Source organism: Kitasatospora papulosa (assembly GCF_000717245.1).
GTDB classification, from domain to species: domain Bacteria; phylum Actinomycetota; class Actinomycetes; order Streptomycetales; family Streptomycetaceae; genus Streptomyces; species Streptomyces papulosus.
Genome location: NZ_JNYQ01000003.1, coordinates 200,502 through 222,353 on the forward strand (window position 1 = coordinate 200,502; position 21,852 = coordinate 222,353).

The 21,852-nt window shown below is 70.1% G+C and carries 20 protein-coding genes; 7 read left to right on the plus strand and 13 right to left on the minus strand.

What is annotated here, in order from left to right; all coding sequences use genetic code 11:
* The first annotated feature begins 527 nt into the window (after positions 1-527).
* Complete coding sequence (locus IA22_RS0109410) at positions 528-2,282, plus strand: glycoside hydrolase family 6 protein (protein ID WP_078468359.1); 1,755 nt, start codon at positions 528-530, stop codon at positions 2,280-2,282.
* On the opposite strand, the gene IA22_RS0109415 is transcribed toward IA22_RS0109410, so the two are convergent.
* Positions 2,279-3,133: a VanZ family protein gene (locus IA22_RS0109415; protein ID WP_030123293.1), complete on the minus strand. Its 855-nt coding sequence runs from the start codon at positions 3,131-3,133 to the stop codon at positions 2,279-2,281. The genes IA22_RS0109410 and IA22_RS0109415 overlap by 4 nt on opposite strands.
* Before the next feature lie 61 nt (positions 3,134-3,194).
* Between IA22_RS0109415 and IA22_RS0109420 the strand changes: the two genes are divergently transcribed.
* Positions 3,195-3,695: a tetratricopeptide repeat protein gene (locus tag IA22_RS0109420; RefSeq protein ID WP_030123294.1), complete on the plus strand. Its 501-nt coding sequence runs from the start codon at positions 3,195-3,197 to the stop codon at positions 3,693-3,695.
* 301 nt (positions 3,696-3,996) lie between these two features.
* Here the strand turns inward: IA22_RS0109420 and rpmG are convergent, their stop codons facing one another.
* Positions 3,997-4,161, minus strand: coding sequence for a 50S ribosomal protein L33 (gene rpmG / locus IA22_RS0109425; RefSeq protein ID WP_014158021.1), 165 nt, complete (start codon positions 4,159-4,161; stop codon positions 3,997-3,999).
* 511 nt (positions 4,162-4,672) lie between these two features.
* On the opposite strand from rpmG, the gene IA22_RS0109430 reads away from it, so the two are divergent.
* Positions 4,673-6,106 (plus strand): PP2C family protein-serine/threonine phosphatase, encoded by a 1,434-nt coding sequence (locus tag IA22_RS0109430; protein ID WP_030123295.1) that lies wholly within the window; start codon positions 4,673-4,675, stop codon positions 6,104-6,106.
* Positions 6,107-6,245: 139 nt separating this feature from the next.
* Here IA22_RS0109430 and IA22_RS0109435 read toward each other — a convergent pair whose 3' ends face one another.
* The gene (locus IA22_RS0109435) at positions 6,246-7,742 is read right to left on the minus strand and encodes a DNA-binding protein NsdB (RefSeq protein WP_030123296.1); all 1,497 of its coding nucleotides are present in this window, start codon (positions 7,740-7,742) and stop codon (positions 6,246-6,248) included.
* 231 nt (positions 7,743-7,973) lie between these two features.
* On the opposite strand from IA22_RS0109435, the gene IA22_RS0109440 reads away from it, so the two are divergent.
* Complete coding sequence (locus IA22_RS0109440) at positions 7,974-9,110, plus strand: aminoglycoside phosphotransferase family protein (protein WP_014158018.1); 1,137 nt, start codon at positions 7,974-7,976, stop codon at positions 9,108-9,110.
* Between the two features lie 114 nt (positions 9,111-9,224).
* On the opposite strand, the gene IA22_RS0109445 is transcribed toward IA22_RS0109440, so the two are convergent.
* A complete protein-coding gene (locus tag IA22_RS0109445) occupies positions 9,225-10,556 on the minus strand; it encodes an N-acetylmuramoyl-L-alanine amidase (RefSeq protein ID WP_015575861.1) in 1,332 nt (443 codons plus the stop codon).
* Between the two features lie 239 nt (positions 10,557-10,795).
* Between IA22_RS0109445 and IA22_RS0109450 the strand changes: the two genes are divergently transcribed.
* The gene (locus IA22_RS0109450; protein WP_014158016.1) at positions 10,796-13,039 is read left to right on the plus strand and encodes a family 2 encapsulin nanocompartment cargo protein terpene cyclase; all 2,244 of its coding nucleotides are present in this window, start codon (positions 10,796-10,798) and stop codon (positions 13,037-13,039) included.
* Here IA22_RS0109450 and IA22_RS0109455 read toward each other — a convergent pair.
* Together IA22_RS0109455 and IA22_RS0109460 are read right to left on the minus strand one after the other, a co-directional pair.
* Positions 13,002-13,502 carry a hypothetical protein gene (locus tag IA22_RS0109455; RefSeq protein WP_014158015.1) on the minus strand — a complete coding sequence of 167 codons (501 nt, stop codon included), beginning with the start codon at positions 13,500-13,502 and terminating at the stop codon, positions 13,002-13,004. The two genes, IA22_RS0109450 and IA22_RS0109455, sit on opposite strands and share 38 nt — an antisense overlap.
* Positions 13,503-13,548: 46 nt before the next feature.
* Positions 13,549-13,950, minus strand: a complete 402-nt coding sequence (locus tag IA22_RS0109460) for an ACT domain-containing protein (protein ID WP_030123297.1) — start codon at positions 13,948-13,950, stop codon at positions 13,549-13,551.
* Between the two features lie 151 nt (positions 13,951-14,101).
* Between IA22_RS0109460 and IA22_RS0109465 the strand changes: the two genes are divergently transcribed.
* Both IA22_RS0109465 and IA22_RS0109470 read left to right on the plus strand, forming a co-directional pair.
* Positions 14,102-15,172 (plus strand): right-handed parallel beta-helix repeat-containing protein, encoded by a 1,071-nt coding sequence (locus IA22_RS0109465; RefSeq protein ID WP_030123298.1) that lies wholly within the window; start codon positions 14,102-14,104, stop codon positions 15,170-15,172.
* A 34-nt stretch (positions 15,173-15,206) separates the two neighbouring features.
* The gene (locus tag IA22_RS0109470; protein ID WP_014158012.1) at positions 15,207-16,292 is read left to right on the plus strand and encodes a methyltransferase; all 1,086 of its coding nucleotides are present in this window, start codon (positions 15,207-15,209) and stop codon (positions 16,290-16,292) included.
* A 73-nt stretch (positions 16,293-16,365) separates the two neighbouring features.
* On the opposite strand, the gene IA22_RS0109475 is transcribed toward IA22_RS0109470, so the two are convergent.
* The 7 genes from IA22_RS0109475 to IA22_RS0109505 all read right to left on the minus strand — a co-directional run bounded on the left by IA22_RS0109475 (position 16,366) and on the right by IA22_RS0109505 (position 21,628).
* Positions 16,366-16,698, minus strand: coding sequence for a TcmI family type II polyketide cyclase (locus IA22_RS0109475; protein ID WP_014158011.1), 333 nt, complete (start codon positions 16,696-16,698; stop codon positions 16,366-16,368).
* Between the two features lie 19 nt (positions 16,699-16,717).
* Entirely contained in the window at positions 16,718-17,197 is a 480-nt protein-coding gene (locus tag IA22_RS0109480) for an SRPBCC family protein (protein WP_014158010.1), read from the minus strand.
* A 1-nt stretch (position 17,198) separates the two neighbouring features.
* Positions 17,199-17,456: an acyl carrier protein gene (locus IA22_RS0109485; protein ID WP_014158009.1), complete on the minus strand. Its 258-nt coding sequence runs from the start codon at positions 17,454-17,456 to the stop codon at positions 17,199-17,201.
* A 16-nt stretch (positions 17,457-17,472) separates the two neighbouring features.
* Positions 17,473-18,732 carry a beta-ketoacyl synthase N-terminal-like domain-containing protein gene (locus IA22_RS0109490; protein WP_030123299.1) on the minus strand — a complete coding sequence of 420 codons (1,260 nt, stop codon included), beginning with the start codon at positions 18,730-18,732 and terminating at the stop codon, positions 17,473-17,475.
* Complete coding sequence (locus tag IA22_RS0109495; RefSeq protein ID WP_014158007.1) at positions 18,729-20,000, minus strand: beta-ketoacyl-[acyl-carrier-protein] synthase family protein; 1,272 nt, start codon at positions 19,998-20,000, stop codon at positions 18,729-18,731. Before IA22_RS0109495 ends, IA22_RS0109490 begins: the two co-directional genes overlap by 4 nt.
* Entirely contained in the window at positions 19,997-20,440 is a 444-nt protein-coding gene (locus tag IA22_RS0109500) for a cupin domain-containing protein (protein WP_014158006.1), read from the minus strand. The genes IA22_RS0109495 and IA22_RS0109500 overlap by 4 nt, the downstream gene beginning before the upstream one ends.
* Positions 20,441-20,509: 69 nt before the next feature.
* Positions 20,510-21,628 carry a TcmI family type II polyketide cyclase gene (locus tag IA22_RS0109505; RefSeq protein WP_030123300.1) on the minus strand — a complete coding sequence of 373 codons (1,119 nt, stop codon included), beginning with the start codon at positions 21,626-21,628 and terminating at the stop codon, positions 20,510-20,512.
* Positions 21,629-21,852 lie beyond the last annotated feature (224 nt).

Sequence of the window (21,852 nt, forward strand, 5' to 3'; positions counted from 1 at the left end):
GCCTTTAGGCCTCCGGTACGGAACCGGGCCACGCGCCCGCTCCGTCCAGGCTCGACAGCACTCTCCGCACCATGGATCCGACCGGCTCCACAGGTCCGCCGGATCCCCCGTCCCTCGTGGACCGATCACCGGGAGCGGTCGTCCGAGCGACGAGCTCGACGACCGCGCTGTCCCCCATCCCCTGAGCGAGGAGTACCTGCTTGGCCCGATGACCACAGACCCGCGACAGTCGACGACGCCCCTGTGGGCAGAGGTACACGGCACCGGCCACAAGGAAGGGCGGGCACGCGGACCAGCCCGCCACCCGGTGGCGCCCACACGGACGCGCGCCATCCGTGAGGACCGAGGACGCCCGCGTCCCCGGCCTCATGGACCGGACCGGAATCCCCGCACGGACGGACCTGGAACACCTGGGACCACTCCACGGCCCCGGCCTTGATCAGCGACCACGACGGTTACCCCCACCCCGTACGGATCGGGCTGCGCGACGTTCGCGCGCCCTCTACAGCTGAGGAAACGGAATACGCATGAGCCGCACGAGCCGCACCAACCTGCGCCGATCCCGCATGGCGCTCATAGCCGCGGGAGCCCTCGTCGCCGCAGCCGCGGGCTCCGCCGCCGCGGTGGCGCCCTTCGGAGCCACTGCCGCAGCGGCGGCGGGCTGCACGGTCGACTACAAGATCCAGAACCAGTGGAACGGCGGTCTCACCGCTGCGGTGAGTGTCACCAACAACGGTGCCGCCCTCTCCAGCTGGCAGTTGCAGTGGTCGTTCGCCGGCAGTGAGCAGATCAGTCAGGGCTGGAACGCCACCGTCTCGCAGAGCGGCGCCGCCGTGACCGCGAAGAGCCTCTCCTACAACGGCGCTCTCGCCACCGGCGGCTCCGCCTCCTTCGGCTTCAACGCGTCCGGCAACGGCAACAGCACCGTCCCCGCGACCTTCAAGCTGAACGGAGTCACCTGCAACGGCGACTCGACGGGTCCGACCGACCCGCCGGACCCGACCGATCCGCCGACCGATCCTCCTGCGGGCAGCAAGGTGAACAACCCCTACGCGGGCGCCAAGGTCTACGTGAACCCGGAATGGTCCGCGAACGCGGCTGCCGAGCCGGGCGGCAGCCGGGTCGCGAACCAGCCGACGGGTGTCTGGCTCGACCGCATCGCCGCGATCGAGGGAGCGAACGGCGGGATGGGTCTGCGCGACCACCTCGACGCGGCCCTGGCGCAGAAGGGCTCCGGCGAGCTCGTCGTCCAGCTCGTCATCTACAACCTGCCCGGACGCGACTGTTCGGCGCTCGCCTCCAACGGTGAGCTCGGCCCCACCGAGATCGGACGCTACAAGACGGAGTACATCGACCCCATCGCGGCGATCCTGGCCGACTCGAAGTACGCCGGCCTGCGCATCGTCACCACTGTCGAGATCGACTCCCTGCCGAACCTCGTGACCAACGCGGGTGGCCGCCCCACGGCCACCCCCGCCTGTGACGTCATGAAGGCCAACGGCAACTACGTCAAGGGGGTCGGCTACGCGCTCAACAAGCTCGGAGACGCCGGCAACGTCTACAACTACATCGACGCCGGGCACCACGGCTGGATCGGCTGGGACGACAACTTCGGTGCCTCCGCCGATGTCTTCCACCAGGCCGCGACCGCCGAGGGCGCGACCGTCGACGACGTCCAGGGCTTCATCACCAACACGGCCAACTACAGCGCCTTGAAGGAGACCAACTTCAAGATCGAGGACTCCGTCAACGGGACCTCGGTGCGCCAGTCGAAGTGGGTCGACTGGAACCGCTACACGGATGAGCTCTCGTTCGCGCAGGCCTTCCGGACCAAGCTGGTCTCGGTCGGCTTCAAGTCGGACATCGGCATGCTCATCGACACCTCGCGCAACGGGTGGGGCGGGGCGGCCCGGCCGACCGGTCCGGGTGCCACCACCAGCGTCGACACCTACGTGGACGGCGGCCGTAACGACCGGCGCATCCACCTCGGCAACTGGTGCAACCAGGCAGGGGCCGGGCTCGGCGAGCGGCCGAAGGCCGCCCCGGAGGCCGGCATCGACGCGTACGTCTGGATGAAGCCCCCGGGGGAGTCGGACGGGTCCAGCAAGGAGATCCCGAACACCGAGGGCAAGGGATTCGACCGGATGTGCGACCCGACGTACACGGGCAACGCGCGTAACAACAACAACATGTCCGGGGCCCTGGGCGACGCCCCGATCTCCGGGAAGTGGTTCTCCGCCCAGTTCCAGGAGCTCATGAAGAACGCCTACCCGGCGCTCTAGGCTCCGCGTCGTCGGGCCCCGGGCGCTCCCCCGCCCGGGCCCTCCCGGCGACCGCGCCACCTGTCGAACAGAGCGCGTCCGCGAGCCATCTGCGCGGACGCGCTCCGGCGTGCCACCGGTTCGCCTGCGGGCTTCGCCTTGCTCGCGGTCTTCGACGTTCCGGCTGTCTTCGTCCCCGCAGCGGGCTTCGCCTTGGCGCCGGCCTTCGTCGTGCCGGCCTTCGTCCCGGTGTCGGCCTTCGCCTTTGTCACGGGCTTCGCGGCCGTGCCGGGCTTCGACCACCAGCCCTGCCTCGCCTTGTCGCCCGGCTCGGCCCCTGCCGGGGAACGCGGCGCGTTCTTCGCCGCCTCGGCCGCGGGCCGTTCGTCGGAGAGCGCGTGGTAGTGGTGACTGAGGCGCCGCCCCAGAATCGCGTACCCGAGGAGCGCTCCGGCGGTGTTGAGGATGACGTCGTCGACGTCGAAGGCCCGTCCCGCCACGAGCGCGCCCTGCACGAGTTCGACGACGGCGATGACCAGGACGGTCAGCACCGTCATCCGGATCATCCGCAGACGGCGCGGCACCAGGATCGGAAGCAGGACGCCGAACGGCGCGCCCAGCAACAGATTTCCGCCCGCCTGCTTGCAGGCGGCGAGGAAGGTGTAGTCCTCCGCGTACTGCCGCAGGGAGCGCCCCGGCCTCAAATTGGACGTCACGATGTCCTCCGACGCCGGTGACGGCGTGAGCGTCACCTTCGCCAGGACGACGGAGAACGCCACCAGTGCCACGAATGCCGCGGCCAGAACTGCCGCACGCAGCAGCCGTCGTCCCAAACTTCTGCGTCGTGCACTACGATCCGCCTCTGCTGTCATGGCGGAACGGATGCCCCCAACCCTGTCCGCCACACCCGGTATCGGGTGCGACGATGGGCGCATGAACGCACAGGAGAAGGACGAACTGCTGGCGCAGGCCGTGAGGCTGCGCGAAGAGGGACATCCCGAACAGGCCCGGGAACGTCTTCTCTCCCTCACTGCGGCGTTCCCCGAGGCCGTGGACGTCGCCTATCAGACCGCCTGGGTCCACGATGTGCTGGGTCTGGAGGCGGAGGCGGTCCCCTATTACGAGCGGAGTCTGCAGGACGACGGACTCGGGGAGGAGGACCGCAGGGGTGCGCTGCTGGGGCTCGGCAGCACCTACCGCGTCCTGGGCAGGTTCGGGCAGGCCGTCGAGACGCTCCGGCAGGGGGTGTCGGAGTTCCCGGACGACGGGGCGCTGCAGACCTTCCTGGCCATGGCGCTGTTCAACACGGGGGAGCACCACGAGGCCACGCAGCTCCTGTTGCGACTGGTCGCGGCGACCAGCGACAGTCCACACGTGCAGCGGTACCGGCCCGCCATCGAGCACTACGCGGCGGATCTCACCCGGACCATGTGAGGCGCAGGCCGTCCGGGAGCGGCGCCGCGCCTCCCGCTTCTCGAGCGCGGGCCGCCCGGATCCCGCCCGCGGCGGGCCAGGAGACAGAAAGAAGCCCCGGCCGGATCGGGGGAATCCAGCCGGGGCGGCTCGTGTGCGGAGGCGAAGGGCGACTGGTGTCAGGCCGTTCACCCCCACGTGTAGATGAACGATAAACCACCGTCCACCGTTCCCGGAAATCGCCCCACCAGATGTGATCCACGCCACGTTCGCGCAGGCCGGAGCGGCTCCGACGGCAGACGGGACACGGCTACGCCGACAGTCAGCGGGTCTCGCGGAACACGACGTGGCGGCCCGCGGCAGGGTCGAACTTCCTCAGCTCCAGCCGGTCGGGGTCGTTGCGCCGATTCTTCCGCGTCGCATAGGTGTGGCCGGTTCCGGCCGTGGACCGGAGCAGGACGACAGGCCTGGTCTCACTGCGGGCCATGGGACCTCCAGACGGGATCCGACCCCGTTCCCGGAACTGGGAATGGGTGTCGTTTTCACTTCTGGTCGGCACAACACGCACAGGTGCGCAGCCATTCCCTCGGCAGGGGGACTCCCTCTCGTCCCGCGCGACCAGACCCCGAACACCCGGCCGACGAACCTTCGACCGCACCATCGGAAACCTTCCGCACCCTCTCCGACCCACGGCGACGGACGCCGTCGATCCGTGAGCCCGCACCACCCCGCATGCGCCCTGCTCCCGAGCCATGTGCGTCGCACGGAATGGCGCGCGCGGGCGCGCGCCGGGCCGCATGCGCCGGTGTACTTGCGTCAACCAGCCGCCAGGGGCAAGGGTGTTCGGCGGACCCCCGCCCCACCCCGCCGACGGCATATGCCAGAAGCAAGAACGTATCGAGTGTTGCCAAAGCCCTTACGGGGCCTTCGAGCCTGTGCAACAGTCGTGTTCGGTCCACCCCCACGAACCGGCCGTACCGCCTGTATCGGAGTACCAGATGCCGTCCCATCTGTTTGCGGACCCCCCCGCCCCACAACCGCCCGAGCGGGACGCCGTCGACGCCCTGATCAACCGGACCCGGCTGCTGCGCGGCGATGTGGACGCGGTACGGCGCGACGCCTCCGTCATCGACGACGACGATCCCCAGCTGCGCTGGCAGCGGGCACTCTGCGACCTCGCCGTCCATCAGCTGGACGACCTCGGCGAGAATCTGGGACAGCTGCGGGACGGCATCCCCGACATGCCTGCCGCCGAGCCCCCGGGAGACGGGCCCGCCCGGACGCCGGCCGGGCCGTCGACGGGCTCCTTGTTGAGCCGAGTGGGAAGCGCGGAGTGGAACCTGCTCACCGACGAGGTCAGCTGGTCCGACGAGCTCTGTCAGATCTTCGGCAGGGCTCCGGGCGTCGGAGGCCTGTCCCTCGACGAGCTGCCGTCGGTGCTCCTCGCCGAGGACCAGCCCCTCCTGACGTCCATGGTGACCGACTGCCTGGTGGACGGCCGGCCGATAGACGGCGAATTCCGGATCCTGCTGCCCGACGGCGACATGCGGACGCTGCACATGATGGGCGAACCCGTTCTCGACACGGACGGCTGCACCGCGTCGATGTGGGCGGTCCTGCGCGACGTCAGCACACTGCGTCGCGGCGCACACCTGGTGGGCAGGACCCAGGACACCCTGCGGCACCAGGAACAGATGGCCCGGGCCGAACACCGGATGGCGGCGGAGCTGCAGGAGGCCGTGCTGCCGTCGTGGCGCGGCTCGCTGCCGATACCGGGCCGGGGGGCGAGCGGTCTGGACATCGCCGCCCGTTATCTGCCGTCGGGGTCGGGTGAACTGATCGGCGGTGACTGGTACGACGCGCTGCCGCTCCCGGACGGCAGGACGCTGTTCACCGTCGGGGGCCTCACCGGCCGCGGTATCCCGGCGACCTCGGCCATGACGATGCTGCTCGGAGCGCTGCGCGGCACGGCCTTGGCAGGTATCGACCCGGGGCCGGCGATGGGTCATCTGAACCAGCTGATCGAGTGCTCGGCCCAGCCTGCTCTGGGCAGCGCCGTGTGCTGCCGCTTCGATCCCGCGACCAGGACTCTCGTGTGGGCGCAGGCAGGGCACCCCGCGCCGCTGCTCTTCCGCAACGGAGTGGGGTGTCCTCTGCCCGCACCGGACGGGGTTCTGCTCGGTGCGACCTCCGGAGTCACCTACGAGCAGGACCGGATGGACCTGCTGCCGGGCGATGTGCTCGTGCTCCACACCGACGGTCTGACGCCTCGCGCCGATCGGAGCGCCGGTCCGGACGTGCTTCTGCGGCTGGCGCCCCGGTTCGCGCAGGCGCGGACCGCAGAGGAGTGCGTGCGCATGCTGGTGGAGCAGCTCGGTACGGACGAACGAGTGGACGATGCTTGCGTGTTGGTGGCCCGCGTCGAGGCATGACCGGGTCCTGCCGGCCACATAAAGGCCTTTGATCCGGTCCTACAGGGGCTTCCTGAGCGCGTGATGCCCTGAGATGTACTCGGCGGGGCCTGTCCGAACCCTCGGCAGCCGGTGCGACGGACCTGACGAAGAGAGCGGGTCAGATCCTCGAGCCTCTGGCCTTCTTGTCGGACGTACGCGGCGGCAGAACGCGTTCGATCTCCTCGCGCAGGTCCTCGATCCTGGCGTACCCCGCGAACTGGCCGGTGAGCCGGTACATCTCCCGCAGCCGGTCCCAGGTCCGGTGCGAGGACGTCTCGCCCATCGACACCAGGGCCAGCCGTGCGTAGCGGTCGGCCTGTTCGGGGTCGTCGGCGATGAAGCACGCCGAGGCGAGCGAGATGTAGTCGAAGATCTTGGACCGCTGGCGGCCGTTCACCCTCAGATCCAGCGCCTGCTTGGCGTGCCGCTGGGCCGTGGAGGCAGCGGCGGGGTCGTGTTCGGCCAGCGTCCGGTAGGCGAGAGCCTGCATCCCGTGCATGTCCGCATCGTCGAACATCTGCATCCAACTCGGCGGCGGTACATCGCCCTTGTCCGACACGAAGAGCTCCTCGGCCTCGCCGAGCGTGCGCTTCATGGCCTGCCCGTGGCCCATCGCCGCCTGTGCCCAGGCCTCGATGGTGTGCAGCATCGCCCGGGTACGCGGCAGGGTCTCCTCCCCGGATCCGGTTCTGGCGAGCTTCATCAGGTCCAGGGCGTCGTCCGGCCGGCCCAGGTGGACCATCTGACGAGCGGCGCGGGAGAGCGCCTCACCGGCGCGCGGCCGGTCGCCGCCTTCGCGCGCCGCGTGCGCGGCGATCACGAAGTACTTCTGGGCGGTGGGTTCGAGGCCGACGTCGTGGGACATCCAGCCGGCGAGGACAGCGAGGTTGGCGGCGACACCCCAGAGGCGGCGCTGCAGGTGCTCGGGGTGGCGGTAGGCGAGCATGCCGCCCACTTCGTTGAGCTGGCCCACGACGGCCTTGCGCTGGAGTCCGCCGCCTCTGGAGGCGTCCCAGGCGCGGAACACCTCGACCGAGCGCTCGAGTGCCTCGATCTCCTCGGAGCCGATGGGCGCGGCCTCGTACAGGTCGAAGCCGGCGTTGTCGGCGTACAGGGGGTCGTGGAGGCGGGTGGCCCGGGCCGCCGGAGCGGGCTCGGAGTGCAGCCAGTCGTGCATGGCGCCGGTGATGGCTGAGCCGGCGGCGAGCGCGGCGCCCGCGCTGACCAATCCGCGTCGGTTGAGCATGAGGTCCATTCCCGTGAATTCGGTGAGGACCGCTGCCGTCCGTTCGGGCGCCCACGGCAAGCCGTCGGGATTGTCTTCGGTCCCGGCCTTTCGCCGTTTCCCCACACGCCCGCGCCGGCCGAACCCGAGGTCCTCGATGGTCACGACACGGCCGAGTCGCTCGGTGAACAGAGCCGCCAGCACTTCCGGCACGGGATCACGGGGGGACTCCCCCATGTCGATCCAGCGCCGCACCCGCGAGGTGTCGGTGGCCAGCTGGAGGTGGCCCATGGCCGCCGCCTGCCTGTTCACCATTCTCGCCAGTTCGCCTTTGGACCAGCCGGCCAGGCCGAACAGGTCGGACAGGCGGGTGTTGGGTTCTCCGGTCACGTCAAGCCCCCAGGTTCTCGGCTGACTTGACCCTAGCCCCCAGGCGGATGCCGGGCGAATATTCGCCAGGGTTCGCCAGGGGTCGCTAGATGTTGTGCCACCCGCACGCCGGTGTCAGGTAGGAACGCGCCACCCCGCCCGGCAGCCCTAGGTACTCCCCAGGGTGCCGAACGGCCGCCGGCCGGGGCGGCGCACGCAACTTGTCGGCGCACGAAGGGATCTGTCTAGCCCATGTACACAGCATCGTCCTCCGTGTCCGCCCCGCCCCGGCCGCTTCGTCCTCTGGGCGCGGGCGGCGGGCCGTATCTCGCCCCCCGCGCCGCGCCACAGGCGTCCGCCCCGGGCCGGACCCGGCGGGCGGCGGGGCCGGGCTCCCAACCGCTCAGCGGAAGACTGGACCTGTCCGGTGCCCAGGGCGCGCAGCTCCGGATGGCCATCGCCTCGGTGCACCGCATCTGCCCTGAGTTCAATCCGGTGCAGGTGCTGCGGCGGAGCGGGCGCTCGGTGCTCATCGTGGGCACCACCGGCCGCGCGACCGCGGTGGCGAAGTGCTTACTCGACCACTCCCCCGCGTGGACCGAGCGGTTCCGGCACGAAATAGCTGCATACCGTGCCTTCGTCAGGCACCGTCCGCCGGTCCGCGTGCCTCGGCTCATCGCCGCGGACCCGGAGAACTGCACCCTGGTGATCGAGCGGATGCCCGGCCGTGTCGCCGCGCTGACGAGGCATCCGGCGGAGGCGCCGCCCCGCGCCGACCTACGCGCCGTTCTCGGAGCGATCAGTCAGGTCAACGCCTGGAGGCCGCCGGCCGGCCTCTTCGACGCGCCCCTCGACTACGCCGCGCGCATCGCGCGCTATCACGAGCTGGGACTCTTCACCGACCGTGATCTGGGTGACCTGCAGAAGCTGCTGCACGGTCTGGCCCACGCGGGCGGACGGCAGGGGATGGGCCAGTTCTGCCACGGCGACGCCCTCCTCTCGAACATCCTGCTACCGCCCACCGGGCCAGTGCTCGTCGACTGGGAGCACGCCGGCTGGTATCTGCCCGGATACGACCTGGCGACACTCTGGACCGTGCTCGGGGACGCGCCCGCGTCGCGACGCCAGATCAGCCAGCTGGCGCAGGCATCGGGCGCCGCGGCCCGTGACGCCTTCCTGGTCAACCTCATGATCGTGCTGACGCGGGAGATCCGTACGTACGAGACGGCTGTCCAGCGCGCCATGCGCGACGGCGCTCCGGCCGGGGCCGGCCAGGGGCGGCAGGGCGTGCTGTCCTCCGGGGAGGAACAGCGGCTGCTGCTGCGCAGGCTGCACGACGACTGCGCCATGGCCAGGCGGGCCGTGCGCGCGGCGGTGGGCACACGCTGACCACGTCGGCTCGACCGGCCTGACGAACGGGGGAAGCGCGCTGCGGGACCGATGCCGACACATGGGTCCCGCAGCGCGCCGTTCTCCGTCTCAGCCCTCGTTGTCAGCCCTCGTTCATGAGCCGGCTCGGACCACGTCCACGTCGGATGCCTTGACGAAGCCGATGCGGTGGCCGATCTGGACCGTCACGTACTTCTGCGCACCACCGAAGTACGTGTGGTCGTACGGCTTCGAGGCGTCGATCGTCGGTGCGTAGTAGTAGCCGGTGGGCGCCTCGCCGCCGCCGGGGAAGGCCTGACCCGCCTTGATGGTGTAGACGAGCGGCGTGCCCACGGTCGGCTTGACGAAGTCCGTGGGGTACTCGGCCTTCTCGGGGTAGGCGACGCCGTACACCGGCACTTCGGACGTGCCCGGCTTCGGCCGCACCACACTGCCGCGGGTCGGGGTGGTGACCCTGGTACCGGGCGGAGTGCTGAACCAAGCCTTCTCCCCGTACCACCAGATCGCCGTCCAGCCGGGTACCCGGTCGGCGACGACGGCCTGCTGGGTCGCACTGATCTTGCTGCCCCAGTCAGCGGCGCAGTTCGTCCCCGGCGAGCCGTCCGGGTGCAGCCCCGGGTCGGAGAAGAGAGGCGCGTCCGCCGACGGCTCCGTGTGCAGAGGGACCGCGCTGCTCCCCTGCCGGGGAAGGTCGACGTTCTTCTCGCAGTCGCGGAACTCCTGCTGGTTCCTCGCGAAGTCCGCGCTGACGGTGACCAGTTCGCTGCGCTTCGGGGCGCTGGGCGCGGTGGGCGCGCCGAGCAGCGCCATGAAGCGGTTCCAGTCCCAGTAGGGTCCCGGGTCCCAGTGCATGTTCTTCGTTCCGGCGGCGCTGGTGGGCGGCACACCGTCGTGCCCGAGGATGTGCTGCCGGTCGAGCGGGATATCGTACTTCGCGGCCAGGTACCGCACCAGGCGCGCGGTCGACCGGTACATCTCGGAGGTGTACCACGTGGCACCCTCCGCTGCGACGCCCTCCTGCTCGATGCCGATGGAGTGGGTGTTGAGGTACCAGTTGCCCGCCTGCCAGGCGACGTCCTTGTTCTTCACCATCTGTGTGACGTGGCCGTCCGCCGAGCGCACCACGTAGTGGGCGGACGTCTGGTTGGCCGGGTTCTGGAAGATCTTCAGGGTGGTGTCGTAGTCGACCTCGGTGTCGTGCAGGACGATGAACTTGACGGCGTTGCTGTCGGGGCGGTTCGCCGTGTCGTAGTTGCCGTAGGTGTCCTTGTCTTCCGGATCTCCGGTCTGCTGGTAGGCCGCGGGGACCCAGTCGCAGGCCAGGGACCGCGGGCATTCCGGTCGTACGGTGTCCGCGCCGGCTGCGGCCGGGGAGAGGAGCGCCACGCTCAGCGCCCCGGCCGCGGTCAGTGCGAGCGCGAGTCTCATCCTCTGCTTCGACGTCATGACAACCCTTCTTGGGCCAGGGGCGGGAGAGCGTTCACCTGTCGGCGTCCCCGCGTTCATCGGTCGGCGCACACTCTGTGGCGGGAGGTGTTGGTGAGTCAAGAGTGCAGTGTGCCGTGGACCTGAGCTTGTGTGACTATTCCGCGCTGCGCGTGCCCCGGATGGCCGAGGGGTAGTGCTGGCGCCGACAGGACGGGTCCGCGTGGACCGCACGGAGTTCTCGGAAAGGCCGGACGCACATGGCACAGCCCTTCTCACTGCCGGAGTTCTACGTGCCGTATCCGGCGCGTCTCAACCCTCACCTGGACGCGGCCCGCAGCCACACCCGGGAGTGGGCGCGCGGGATGGGGATGCTGGAGGGGTCCGGAATCTGGGAGGAGAAGGACCTCGAGTCCCACGACTACGCGCTGCTCTGCGCGTACACCCATCCCGACTGCTCGTCCGAGGCGCTGTCCCTGGTCACCGACTGGTATGTGTGGGTCTTCTTCTTCGACGACCATTTCCTGGAGCTCTTCAAACGCACTCCGGACAGGGAGGGCGGCAGGAAGTACCTCGACCGGCTGCCCGCCTTCATGCCGATGGAGAGGGGTGCGGCGACACCCGAGCCGGCCAATCCGGTGGAGGCGGGACTGGCCGACCTGTGGACGAGGACCGTTCCGGCGATGTCGGACGCCTGGCGGGCCCGGTTCGCGGAGTCGACGGCGAACCTGCTCAACGAGTCCTTGTGGGAGCTCTCGAACATCAACGAGGGCAGGATCGCGAATCCGGTCGAGTACATCGAGATGCGGCGCAAGGTGGGCGGGGCCCCCTGGTCGGCGGGCCTGGTGGAGTACGCGGCGAACGCGGAGGTTCCCGCCTCGCTGGCGGACGCCCGTCCGCTGCGGGTGCTGCGGGACGCGTTCTCCGACGGGGTCCATCTGCGCAACGACCTCTTCTCCTACCAGCGTGAGGTCGAGGACGAGGGCGAGAACAGCAACGGCGTGCTGGTCCTGGAGAGGTTCCTCGACTGCTCGACCCAGGAGGCGGCGGACGCCGTCAACGATCTGCTGACCTCACGTCTCCACCAGTTCGAGAACACCGCCCTGACCGAACTGCCCCCGCTCTGCGCGGAGAAGGGCCTCGGCCCGGACGAGACGGCCGCCGTTCTCGCGTACGTCAAGGGTCTTCAGGACTGGCAGTCCGGCGGGCACGAGTGGCACATGCGCTCCAGCCGGTACATGAACGGCGGGCCCTCGGCCACCGGGACCACGTCCGGCTTCGGGATGGCCGCCGCGTCCGTCCGCCTCACGCCCCGCTCGGAGTCGGCTCGGCTCAGGAGCCTGACCCATGTCCCGTACAGGCACGTCGGCCCGTCACTGCTGCCGGACTTCGAGATGCCTTTCACCACCACGCTGAGCCCCCATCTCGGCGGGGCACGGGTGCGGATCGTGGAGTGGTCACGGCGGATGGGGCTGCTGGAGGCGCAGCCGGGGGTACCGGGTTCGTACATCTGGGACGAGGCCCGGCTGATCGCCACGGACCTGCCGCTGTGCGCGGCAGGCCTGCACCCCGACGCGACACCGGAGGAACTGGACCTGTCGTCGGGCTGGCTGACCTGGGGGACGTACGGCGACGACTGGTTCCCTGTGGTGCACGGCCGGTCCCGCGATCTGGCGGGGGCACGCGTCGCCAACGAGCGGCTGTCGCTGTTCATGCCGCTCGACGGGGCCTCCGCGCCCGAGCCGGCCAACGCGCTGGAACGGGGGCTGGCCGATCTGTGGAGGCGGACGGCGGCACCGATGGACGGCGCGGCGCGGCGCATGTTCCGGGCCGCCGTGGAATCGATGACGGCGAGCTGGCTGTGGGAGCTGGCGAACCAGGCGCAGAACCGGATCCCCGACCCGGTCGACTACATGGAGATGCGCCGCGCCACGTTCGGTTCGGACCTCACGATGAGCCTGTGCCGGCTGGGCCACGGCAGGAAGGTGCCGGACGAGGTCTACCGCAGTGGTCCGCTGCGGTCACTGGAGAACGCGGCGGCCGACTACGCGTGTCTGATGAACGACCTGTTCTCCTACCAGAAGGAGATCGAGTACGAGGGTGAGGTGCACAACGGCGTCCTGGTCGTGCAGAACTTCTTCGGGGTGGACTACCCGACGGGGGTGGCGATCGTGCACGACCTCATGAAGGGGCGGATGGAGCAGTTCCAGCATGTGGCCGAGCACGAACTTCCCCTTCTCTGCGAAGAGTTCGGCCTGGACACGGAGGCGCGGGAGACACTGTCGGGCTATGTGCGGGAGCTCCGGCACTGGCTGGCGGGAATCCTGATCTGGCACCGGGGCTGCAGGCGCTACCGCGAGGAGGACCTGCGGCGGGGAAGCGGCGCCCCGTGGCACCTCGGCGGGCCCACGGGGTTGGGGACGTCGGCCGCCCAGGTGATCCGGCTGCTGACGGAGCAGGGACGTTTCAGCCCTGCTGGAAGAGTTCGGCGGGCAGCGGTTTGAGCAGTGCGTACAGGTCGTCGGTGATGGGCCGGTCCCAGCTGGCGATGGTGACGAGCACACCGTCGCTCCGGTCGAACTGCACGCAGGAGATCCGGCTCTCGGAGAGCTTGATGCGGCGCACGATCAGCAGGCTGTCGCCCTGCATGACCGGCACGTCCTCCGTGTCCGTCACCTCGACCGGCTCGTCGTTCTCGAGGGCGAGGAGCAGCTGGGCGACCTCGAAGGGGACCTGGCCCTCCTCGGTCTCGCGGGCCGGTGAACCCTCGGGGAGATTCCCGATGATCATCGCGGGGCCGCGGCCGCCGAACAGGTCGTAGCGCAGGAACACGCCCTGGCAGCTCCCGTCGGGAGCGGGGAGCAGACCGGCGCCGAGGTTGCCGGGCCAGTCCCCCGGGTCCATGGCCAGGACGTCGAAGTCCGGGCCCGCGGGTGTGGCGGCGCTACGGCGGCGGAGGAAGGACATGGGGCCATGTTACGTGTCCCGGCTCACCTCGCGGAGCCGGGCACTGCTACCCGGACTCCGCCGCCAGCGCTTCGAGCACCCGGACCGCCTCGGTCGCACGCGCGTGCGGCACGAACAGGTGGTCGTGGTGGTATCCGGCGACCACGTTGCAGCTGATCCCGGCGTCCGTGAGGGCGAGGGAGACCGCTGCGGTGAGTCCGACGGCGTCGAGCGCGGAGTGCACACGCAGAGTGATCCAGCCGGCGACGAACCCGTACGGCAGCCCCGCCGCCACGGCCTGCGCCTCGGGCACCACGAGCGTCGTCCCCTCCCGCTCGGAGACGGTGACCACGGGGGTGACACCGGGTGGCAACTCTCCGGCGGGCAGGGTCGCGTAGACGTAGCGGCCGGGCCTCAGCTCGGGCCGCATGCCGTGCAGCAGTACTCGAAGATCGCGCTCGCCCGTCATGGGACCACGCTACGGCCACCCGGACGCACCCGCGCCCCGGCCGGAACGCACGCGCGGGTAAGCCATTCAGGCACGCCATGTGTCCATACGCTCACCTTGCGTGGCACCGGTGGTTGTTCGCCCATAGCTTCGGCTCATGAGGAAAAGACACATGAAATGCCTGGCGGGGATCACCCTCTCCACGGCCACCGCCCTGGGTCTCGCCGCCGTCCCCTCCAGCGCGGCCGGACCGGGTGATCTCGTGGTGCGCCCGGGCGACTCCATCCAGAGAGCGGTGGACGCCGCCCGCCCGGGTGACACCATCGTCGTCCTGCCCGGTACCTACCGTGAGAGCGTCCTGATCACCAAGCCCGGCCTGACCCTGCTCGGCACCCGTGGCCGCACGGTCGTCGCGCCGCCGGCGGCCGACGGCGCCAAGGCCGCCAACGCGTGCGCCACCGGTGGGAACGGCATCTGCGTCATCGGGACCAAGGGCCACACCGTCGACGACGTCAGCATCCGCTCGCTGACCGTCTCGGGCTTCGACAAGAGCGGCATCTGGGCGTCCTGGACCGACGGACTCAGCGTCCGCAAGGTCACCGCCCGGAGCAACGGCACCTGGGGCATCGCCCAGGAGCGTTCGACCCGTGGTGACTTCCGGCGCAACACCGCCACCGGGAACGGGGACGCGGGGATCTTCATCGCCAACTCGGTCAGCGAGGAGGGCGGGGCGACCGACACCGGAGGGACGCTCGTCCTGGACAACTCGGTGAGCGGCAACCGCATCGGCGTGACGGCCCGCCGGGTGAGGAACCTCGTCATCGACGGCAACCTGCTGACGGGCAACTGCAGCGGGGTCTTCGTCGTCGGGGACGAGTCCAAGCCGGCGGCAGGGGCGATGACGATCAGCGGCAACCGGATCCTCGAGAACAACAAGTTCTGTGCGGCGACCCCTCGGCTGTCCGCGATCCAGGGATCCGGCATCGTCCTGACGGGCAGCGAGGCCACGGACGTACGTTCCAACATCATCCGGGACAACGTCGGCTCGACCCCGCTCTCCGGCGGCATCCTGCTGTTCAAGAGCTTCGCGGGCGCTCTCAACACCGACAACACCATCAGCCGCAACCTCGTGGAGGGCAACAAGCCGGCCGACCTCGCCGACCGCGACACCTCGGGCACCGGCAACACCTTCGTCAGCAACACCTGCGGGACGTCCGTCCCGGCCGGGATGTGTGCCGGATGACGGCGCCGCGCCGCACAAGGAGGAACGAGACGGTATGACCACCGTGAGCCCCACCCCCGACACCACACCTGTGGCGACCGCCCTCGGCACACCGCAGGTCTCCGCCACCCACAACCCGCCGCCGTCCATGCGGCTCCGGGAGCTCGCGTTCGGAGCGGCCGTGGCCGGGGCCGTCCGCGCGGCGGCCAGGCTGGGCGTGGCCGACGCGCTGGGCGAGACTCCGGCCTCGGCCGCGGAGCTCGCCCTGGTCGTGGACGCCGAGCCCGTGCCTCTGCGGCGCCTGATGCGCGCGCTGTGCTGCTACGGGATCTTCAGTGAGACCGCGGACGGCACGTTCACGCACACGGAGATGTCCCGGCTGCTGCGCGAGGACGACCCGAACAGTCTTCGCTACATCTCCCTGTGGTGCACGGAGCCCTGGACCTGGGAGGTCTGGCCGCGGCTCGACGACGCGGTGCGCTCCGGCACGACCGTCTTCCCGGAGACGTTCGGCAAGGGCTTCTTCGAGTACCTCCACCAGGACGCCGGCGAGTCCGCCCAGGTGTTCAACCGGGCCATGACCACGTCCAGCGTGCAGTCGGCGCAGGACGTCGCGGACCTCCTGGACCTCACCGGGGTGACCTCGGTCGCCGACATCGGTGGCGGCCAGGGACACGTCCTCGCGAGCCTGCTGGAGAAGCACCCCTCGGTCCACGGGACCCTCCTGGACCTGCCGGGCGTCGTGGCCCGCGCGGACGCCAGGCTGCGGGACGGTGGCAAGCTGGCCGACCGTGTGCGGATCGTGCCCGGTGACTGCCGCGAGGACATCCCCTTCGAGGTGGATCTCTACATCATCAAGAACATCCTCGAATGGGACGACGAGAGCACCCGCAGGACGCTGCGCAACGTGGTCGCCGCCGCCCGTCCCGGTGCCCGTGTGGTGATCATCGAGAACCTCGTCGACGACACCCCGTCGATGAGGTTCACCACGGCCATGGACCTGCTGCTCCTGCTCAACGTCGGGGGCGCCAAGCACACCCGGGAGAGTCTGGTCGGGCGGATGTCCGACGCGGGCCTGCGGGTGGGCGAGGTCCACCCCGTCAACGCGTACCTGCACGCGTTCGAGTGCACCGTGCCGTAGCGCCTCGCTCCGGCGCACGGAGATCGCCCCGGGTCCGGCACCTGAGTGCCGGACCCGGGGCGATCATCGTGTGTCAGGCGGAGCTGTCGCTCTCCCACCGGTAGAACTGCTGCGCCATCGCGTCCTTCGGACCGCGCCAGGTCTGCGGGTCGTAGGGGCTCACGAAGGAGGTGAGCCGGTCGCTGATGGCCTTGAACTCCGGGTGCTCCATCACCTTGGCGATCTCCGGGCCCGGGGGCCTGTCGGATTCGATCAGGTGCAGGTACACGTCGCCGAACTGGAACAGCGTGCGCCGGTTGACGCCGACGAGGTGCGGGAGATCGGTGTTGTCCGAGGCCTCGAACAGCTTCGCGATGTCCGGCGCGGACTCGGGTGCCATCCGGGCGACGATCAGTGCGTGGTGCATCTGGCTGCCTTTCGGGGCATCAGTTGGCGGGGACCGAGGCGGAGCGGCGTTCCCGGTCCCGCTGCTCGATCTTGTCGCGGATGAGCTCCAGCTGGACGCGCGAGTTGCGGTTGATGTTGTCGGTCATCCACGCGTCGTCGACCGGCGCGTCGGGCCGCATCGCGAAGTCCTGGCGCCAGTGCATGCGCGTGCCGCCCGGGACCTCCGAGTACTCCCACCGGATGTCCATGTGCTGGAAGGGACCGGGCTCGACCCTCCGTGCGCGGACGTTGCGGCCCTGACGGTCCGTGGTGCGCTCGGAGACCCAGCTCCAGACCTTGCCGTTGTCGTCGGGGTGCATGGTGAGCCGGAAGGTCGTCTTCTGGCCCTCCCGCTTCATCACCTCGACGGCCGCGTACTCGCTGAACAGCTGCGGCCAGTTCTCGAGATCGTTCGTCATGTCCCAGACGAGGTCCAGGGGCGCGGCGATGGTGATCTCGTTCTCGGTGTGTCCGGACACGTCAGACTCCTGTCACTGGGGTGTTGTTCACGAGGTCGAGGAACTCGCCCGGCGTCCTGCAGCGGTCGGCGTCGGCCGGCAGGGGGCGCCCGAAGCGGTTCTCGAGCGCGGCCACGATGCCGAGCAGGCCGAGCGAGTCCAGGCCGTACTCGTCGAAGGCCGAGCCGGGGCGGGCGGCCATCTCGGACGGGTCCACGGTGAGGCCGGCGCCGTTCTTCATGAGCACGGCCAGCTCTTCGTAGGTCAGTTGATCGTTCATGAGGGACTGCTCCTTCTCACACTGGGTTGTCGGTGGGTCGCCGCAGCACCAGGGCCGCGTTCGAACCCATGAGGCCTCGGCTCAGCACGAGCGCCGTCCGCAGTTCGGCGGGGCGTGCGCGCCCGGTGACGACGTCGAGGTCGTGGCACACCTCGAAGACGTTGGGCGTCGGCGGGATCAGGCCGTGCTCCATGGCGAGCACCGCGGCGGCCGTGTCGAGCACGGGTGCGCCGCAGTAGGCGCGGCCGGTCCCGGTCTTCGGGGCCGTCACGGGGACACGGCGCCCATGCGCGCCGAGGGCGTCGGCGATCGCCAAGGCCTCGGCGCGGTCCGCGGAGGGCACGCCCATCGCGTCCGCGAAGACGACGTCGATCTCCTCAGGCGCGCAGTCCGCCTCGCGGAGCGCCCCTTCGATCGCCCGGGCGAGTCCCGCGCGGGACTCCTCCCAGCGGGCCGCACCGGTGAAGGTGGCGGCGTGACCGGCCAGTTCGGCGCGGGCCTTGGCACCGCGTGCGCGGGCCGCCGTCTCCTCCTCCACCACCAGCATGGCTCCCCCCTCGGCCGGGACGAACCCGCAGGCGTCCGCGGTGAACGGCCGGTAGGCGCGGGTGGGTTCGTCACAGAGGCTGAGGTCTGAGTAGCCGAGCTGGCAGACGACGGAGTACGGGGCGAGCGGTGCCTCGGCCGCGCCCACGACGACGGCGTCCGTGCCCCGCCGGATGGAACGTCCGGCGTGCATGAGCGCGTCGAGGCCGCCGGCCTCGTCGCTGGCCACGACGGCGCACGGCCCCTTGAAGCCGCCCCGGATCGATATCTGGCCCGTGCTGGCCGCGTAGAACCAGGCGATGGACTGGTAGGGGCCGACGTACCGTGAGCCCTCGCCCCACAGCCGTTGCAGCTCGCGCTGGCCGAACTCACCGCCGCCGGATCCGGCGGCGGTGACCACGCCCACCTTGAACGGCGCGCCCTCGTAGTCCGCGCGTCCCAGGCGTGCGTCGTCCAGGGCGAGGTCGGCCGCGGCCATCGCGTAGTGCGTGAAGCGGTCGGTCTGGACCAGGAAGCGCTCCTCGATGAACGCGACCGGATCGAAGTCCCTGACCTCGCCCGCGACCCTCAGCGGGAGGTTCTCGCAGCCCTCGCGGGACACGCGGTCGAGGACGCTGACACCTTCCTGGGTCTGTTTCCAGAAGGCACCGGCGCCGGTCCCGTTGGGGGCGACGACTCCGATCCCCGTGATGACGGAGCTGCGGCGTGCCGGACTTGCCGGGCCGTTCATGGGGTCCTCCCGCCTGATCGGGTCATGGCGACGGCGGACTGGAACCCGCCGAAGCCGCTGCCGACCGAGAGCACGCTGCGCAGCTTGAGGGGCCGTGCGGTGCGCGGTACGTAGTCGAGATCGCACTCGGGGTCGGCGGTCTCGTAGTTGGCCGTCGGCGGCACCGTCTGGTGCTCGAGGGCCAGGACGCAGGCGGCGATCTCGATCGCTCCGATGGCGCCCAGCGAGTGGCCGACCATCGACTTGATCGAACTCATCGGCACCTTGTACGCGTGTGCGCCCAGGGCCCGCTTCACCGCCGCGGTCTCGTGCCGGTCGTTCTGCTTGGTGCCCGAACCGTGCGCGTTGACGTAGTCGACCTGCGATCCGTCGATCCGGGCGTGGGCGAGGGCGGTGTTGATGGCCTCGGCCATCTCCAGTCCTTCGCTGGTCAGCCCGGTCATGTGGTAGGCGTTGCCGAAGGTGGCGTAGCCCGATATCTCGCAGTAGACCGTCGCCCCGCGTGCGCGGGCGTGCTCCAGCTCCTCGAGGATGAGGACGGCGCCGCCCTCGCCCATGACGAAGCCGTCCCGGCGGGCGTCGAACGGCCTGGAGGCGTGCTCCGGATCGTCGTTGTTCGCCGAGGTCGCCTTGATCGCGTCGAAGCAGGCCACCGTGATCGGGGTGATCGGCGTGTCGGAAGCCCCGGCGACGCAGACGTCCACCCGGCCCTCCTCGACGGAGTGGAAGGCGTAGCCGATCGCGTCGAGGCCGGAGGTGCAGCCGGTCGAGACCGTCTGCACGGGACCGTGCGCCCCGACCTCCTCCGCGACCGCGGAGGCGAGGGTACTCGGAGCGAAAGCCCGTTGGAGATGGGCTCCCGCCGGCCTGTGGTCGACGTCCCAGCGTGCGCCGCTGCCGCTGACGGCGACGTAGTCGTGCTCCAGCCGGGTGGTGCCGCCGACCGCGGTCCCGAGGGAGACCCCGATGCGCCAGGGGTCCTCCTTCTCGAGGTCGAGGCCGGCGTCGCCCAGCGCCTCCCTGGCCGCCACCAGGGCGAACTGGATGTAGCGGTCCGAGCGGGCGATCAGGTCGGCGTCCAGGCCGTGGGCGACGGGATCGAAGTCGCACTCCGCGGCGATGCGCGAACGGAACTGGGCCGGGTCGAAGAGTGTGATGCCGCGTGTGGCGGTACGGCCGTTGGCGAGCAGGTCCCAGAACGCCGGGACTCCGATGCCCCCGGGGGCGACGACGCCGACCCCGGTCACGGCCACACGACGCCGGGTCACGAGGCAGCCCCCGTTCGTTCTGGCGGCGCGTAGCCGTCACGGGAGTCCGTGGTCTCGGTGACCTCGGTGTCCACGTGCCCGAGTTCGGGGCGCGGGGCGAGCGGGCCGAGGTGGAAGACCATGCGCGCCTCCACGTCACCCACGTTGCGGAAGCGGTGGCGCACGTGCGGCGGGATCAGCAGACCCTGGTCGCGCCGCATGGCGAGCGTCTCCCCGTCCAGGTCGACTTCGAGGAGTCCGTCCACGACGTACACGAACTCCTCGGAGTACGGGTGGTAGTGCTCACCGATGCGGTCACCGGGTTCGACGATGGCCAGCCCCATGAAACCGCTGGTGGCGCCCACGGCCGTGGGGGTGAGCAGGGCGCGCAGGTCGCCTCCGCGCCTGCGGTTGGGCTGAGTCTCGCTGAGGTCCACGATGCGAGGCCGGTGGGTGGTCATGGCTGTTCTCCTCCAGGCACGTTGTGCGGTGTGGGGGCGGCACGGGGTGGCCCCGCCGCCGGTGACGCGTCAGGACTCGGTGGCCCGACGGTCGGTGATCAGGTTCATCTCGGCCTGCGCGAGGAAGCGCGAGGCCTCCTGGTCGGTCGTCGGCATGCCGTTCGCACCGCCGTCGAGCAGCCGGCCCAGCATGGCCGCCTTGCGGGGTCCGCCGATGCCGAGGGCCTGCGTCGGCTCCGCGCCGAGCGGGCCGTTCACTTCGAGGAGCCGCACCACGACGTCGTCGCGCTGGAAGATCGTGCTGCTCTCGATGGGACTCGAGGCGTCGTCGGCCGCCTCCTCGTCCTGGCCGGCGAGCAGCCTGGCCAGTGCCATGCCACAGCCTTCCTTGGCCTGGTAGAACAGCGAGTGCCGCTCCACGTCCTCGGGGGCGTGACGCCCCGCCTTCACGTGGTGGACGGTCGGGAGCGCCGCACGGGTGAAGAACATCCGGGCGGAATCGGGGTCGCTGAGGTCGCGGTCCTGCTCCAGGTACGGGTTGATGGCCTCCTCGACGGCCCTGACCTCGGGCTGACGGGAGACGTGGCGGAGCGCCGCCATGAGGTCTCCTTCGACCTCGACCGCGCGCACGACACGGTTGCCGTGCATGAAGAGCGAGGTACGGCGCAGCCGGGTGTTCTCGTCGACGCGCGCCTGGGGCGAGTCGTAGTCGGCGAGGATCTTCGCGACCATCTCCTCCGTGCCCGGCTTCACCGTGAAGGTGAGTGCGTGCCGTACGACGCCGTCACCGAGACGCGGTGCGGCCTGGAGGCCGCCCTTGGCCCTCTCCGAGGTGCTCTCGAAGGCGGCGCCGGTCTCCCGCAGGACGCTGAAGCGCAGGGAGCGGGTGTCGCGGACGCAGTTGTGCAGCGGCTGCACCGTGGCCACGTGCTCCTCGCTGTTCACCCAGGCGAGGAACGGCGGCGCGCTCTCCCACTCACTGGTGATGAGCCACTGCGAAGGATTCTCGATGGACTGGCACAGCTGGTCACTGATGTGTCCGGGGATCGAGGCCACCTGGTTGCGCATGTGCTCGTACGCTTCGAGGAACTCGTTCTGAGCACCGTCGTACAGGTCCATCATCAATATGACCCGGAGCCTCGATCCGTCGAAGGCCGACTGGGATATGCGTTCCGAGACGTTCGCCATGGTGCGCTCTCCTTCGGGACAGTGCGGCGGCCACATCCTGTGGCCCCTCGTCATCCGTCGTTTCGGTGGGGGCTGCGCAGTTCCTGCACGTCGGCGTGAGGTACTCCTCCGCGGCACGGACATCGCTCCCGCGACTGATCGTGGAACGCTGGTACGGGCGGCGCGAGATTTATGAACCGTTCAGGTGAGGAGTCGTCCGAAGTCCGGCCGAGGGCTCCGCGCGA

What these genes read in the sequence shown, in the direction of transcription:
- IA22_RS0109445 (WP_015575861.1), bottom strand. Translation starts at nt 10,556, where the DNA reads ATGACGTCGAAGCAGAGGATGAGACTCGCGCTCGCACTGACCGCGGCC.
- IA22_RS0109455 (WP_014158015.1), bottom strand. Translation starts at nt 13,502, where the DNA reads ATGTCCTTCCTCCGCCGCCGTAGCGCCGCCACACCCGCGGGCCCGGAC.
- IA22_RS0109415 (WP_030123293.1), bottom strand. Translation starts at nt 3,133, where the DNA reads ATGACAGCAGAGGCGGATCGTAGTGCACGACGCAGAAGTTTGGGACGA.
- IA22_RS0109460 (WP_030123297.1), bottom strand. Translation starts at nt 13,950, where the DNA reads ATGACGGGCGAGCGCGATCTTCGAGTACTGCTGCACGGCATGCGGCCC.
- rpmG (WP_014158021.1), bottom strand. Translation starts at nt 4,161, where the DNA reads ATGGCCCGCAGTGAGACCAGGCCTGTCGTCCTGCTCCGGTCCACGGCC.
- IA22_RS0109475 (WP_014158011.1), bottom strand. Translation starts at nt 16,698, where the DNA reads ATGCACCACGCACTGATCGTCGCCCGGATGGCACCCGAGTCCGCGCCG.
- IA22_RS0109410 (WP_078468359.1), top strand. Translation starts at nt 528, where the DNA reads ATGAGCCGCACGAGCCGCACCAACCTGCGCCGATCCCGCATGGCGCTC.
- IA22_RS0109430 (WP_030123295.1), top strand. Translation starts at nt 4,673, where the DNA reads ATGCCGTCCCATCTGTTTGCGGACCCCCCCGCCCCACAACCGCCCGAG.
- IA22_RS0109490 (WP_030123299.1), bottom strand. Translation starts at nt 18,732, where the DNA reads ATGAACGGCCCGGCAAGTCCGGCACGCCGCAGCTCCGTCATCACGGGG.
- IA22_RS0109485 (WP_014158009.1), bottom strand. Translation starts at nt 17,456, where the DNA reads ATGAACGATCAACTGACCTACGAAGAGCTGGCCGTGCTCATGAAGAAC.
- IA22_RS0109440 (WP_014158018.1), top strand. Translation starts at nt 7,974, where the DNA reads ATGTACACAGCATCGTCCTCCGTGTCCGCCCCGCCCCGGCCGCTTCGT.
- IA22_RS0109470 (WP_014158012.1), top strand. Translation starts at nt 15,207, where the DNA reads ATGACCACCGTGAGCCCCACCCCCGACACCACACCTGTGGCGACCGCC.
- IA22_RS0109420 (WP_030123294.1), top strand. Translation starts at nt 3,195, where the DNA reads ATGAACGCACAGGAGAAGGACGAACTGCTGGCGCAGGCCGTGAGGCTG.
- IA22_RS0109465 (WP_030123298.1), top strand. Translation starts at nt 14,102, where the DNA reads ATGAAATGCCTGGCGGGGATCACCCTCTCCACGGCCACCGCCCTGGGT.
- IA22_RS0109450 (WP_014158016.1), top strand. Translation starts at nt 10,796, where the DNA reads ATGGCACAGCCCTTCTCACTGCCGGAGTTCTACGTGCCGTATCCGGCG.
- IA22_RS0109500 (WP_014158006.1), bottom strand. Translation starts at nt 20,440, where the DNA reads ATGACCACCCACCGGCCTCGCATCGTGGACCTCAGCGAGACTCAGCCC.
- IA22_RS0109505 (WP_030123300.1), bottom strand. Translation starts at nt 21,628, where the DNA reads ATGGCGAACGTCTCGGAACGCATATCCCAGTCGGCCTTCGACGGATCG.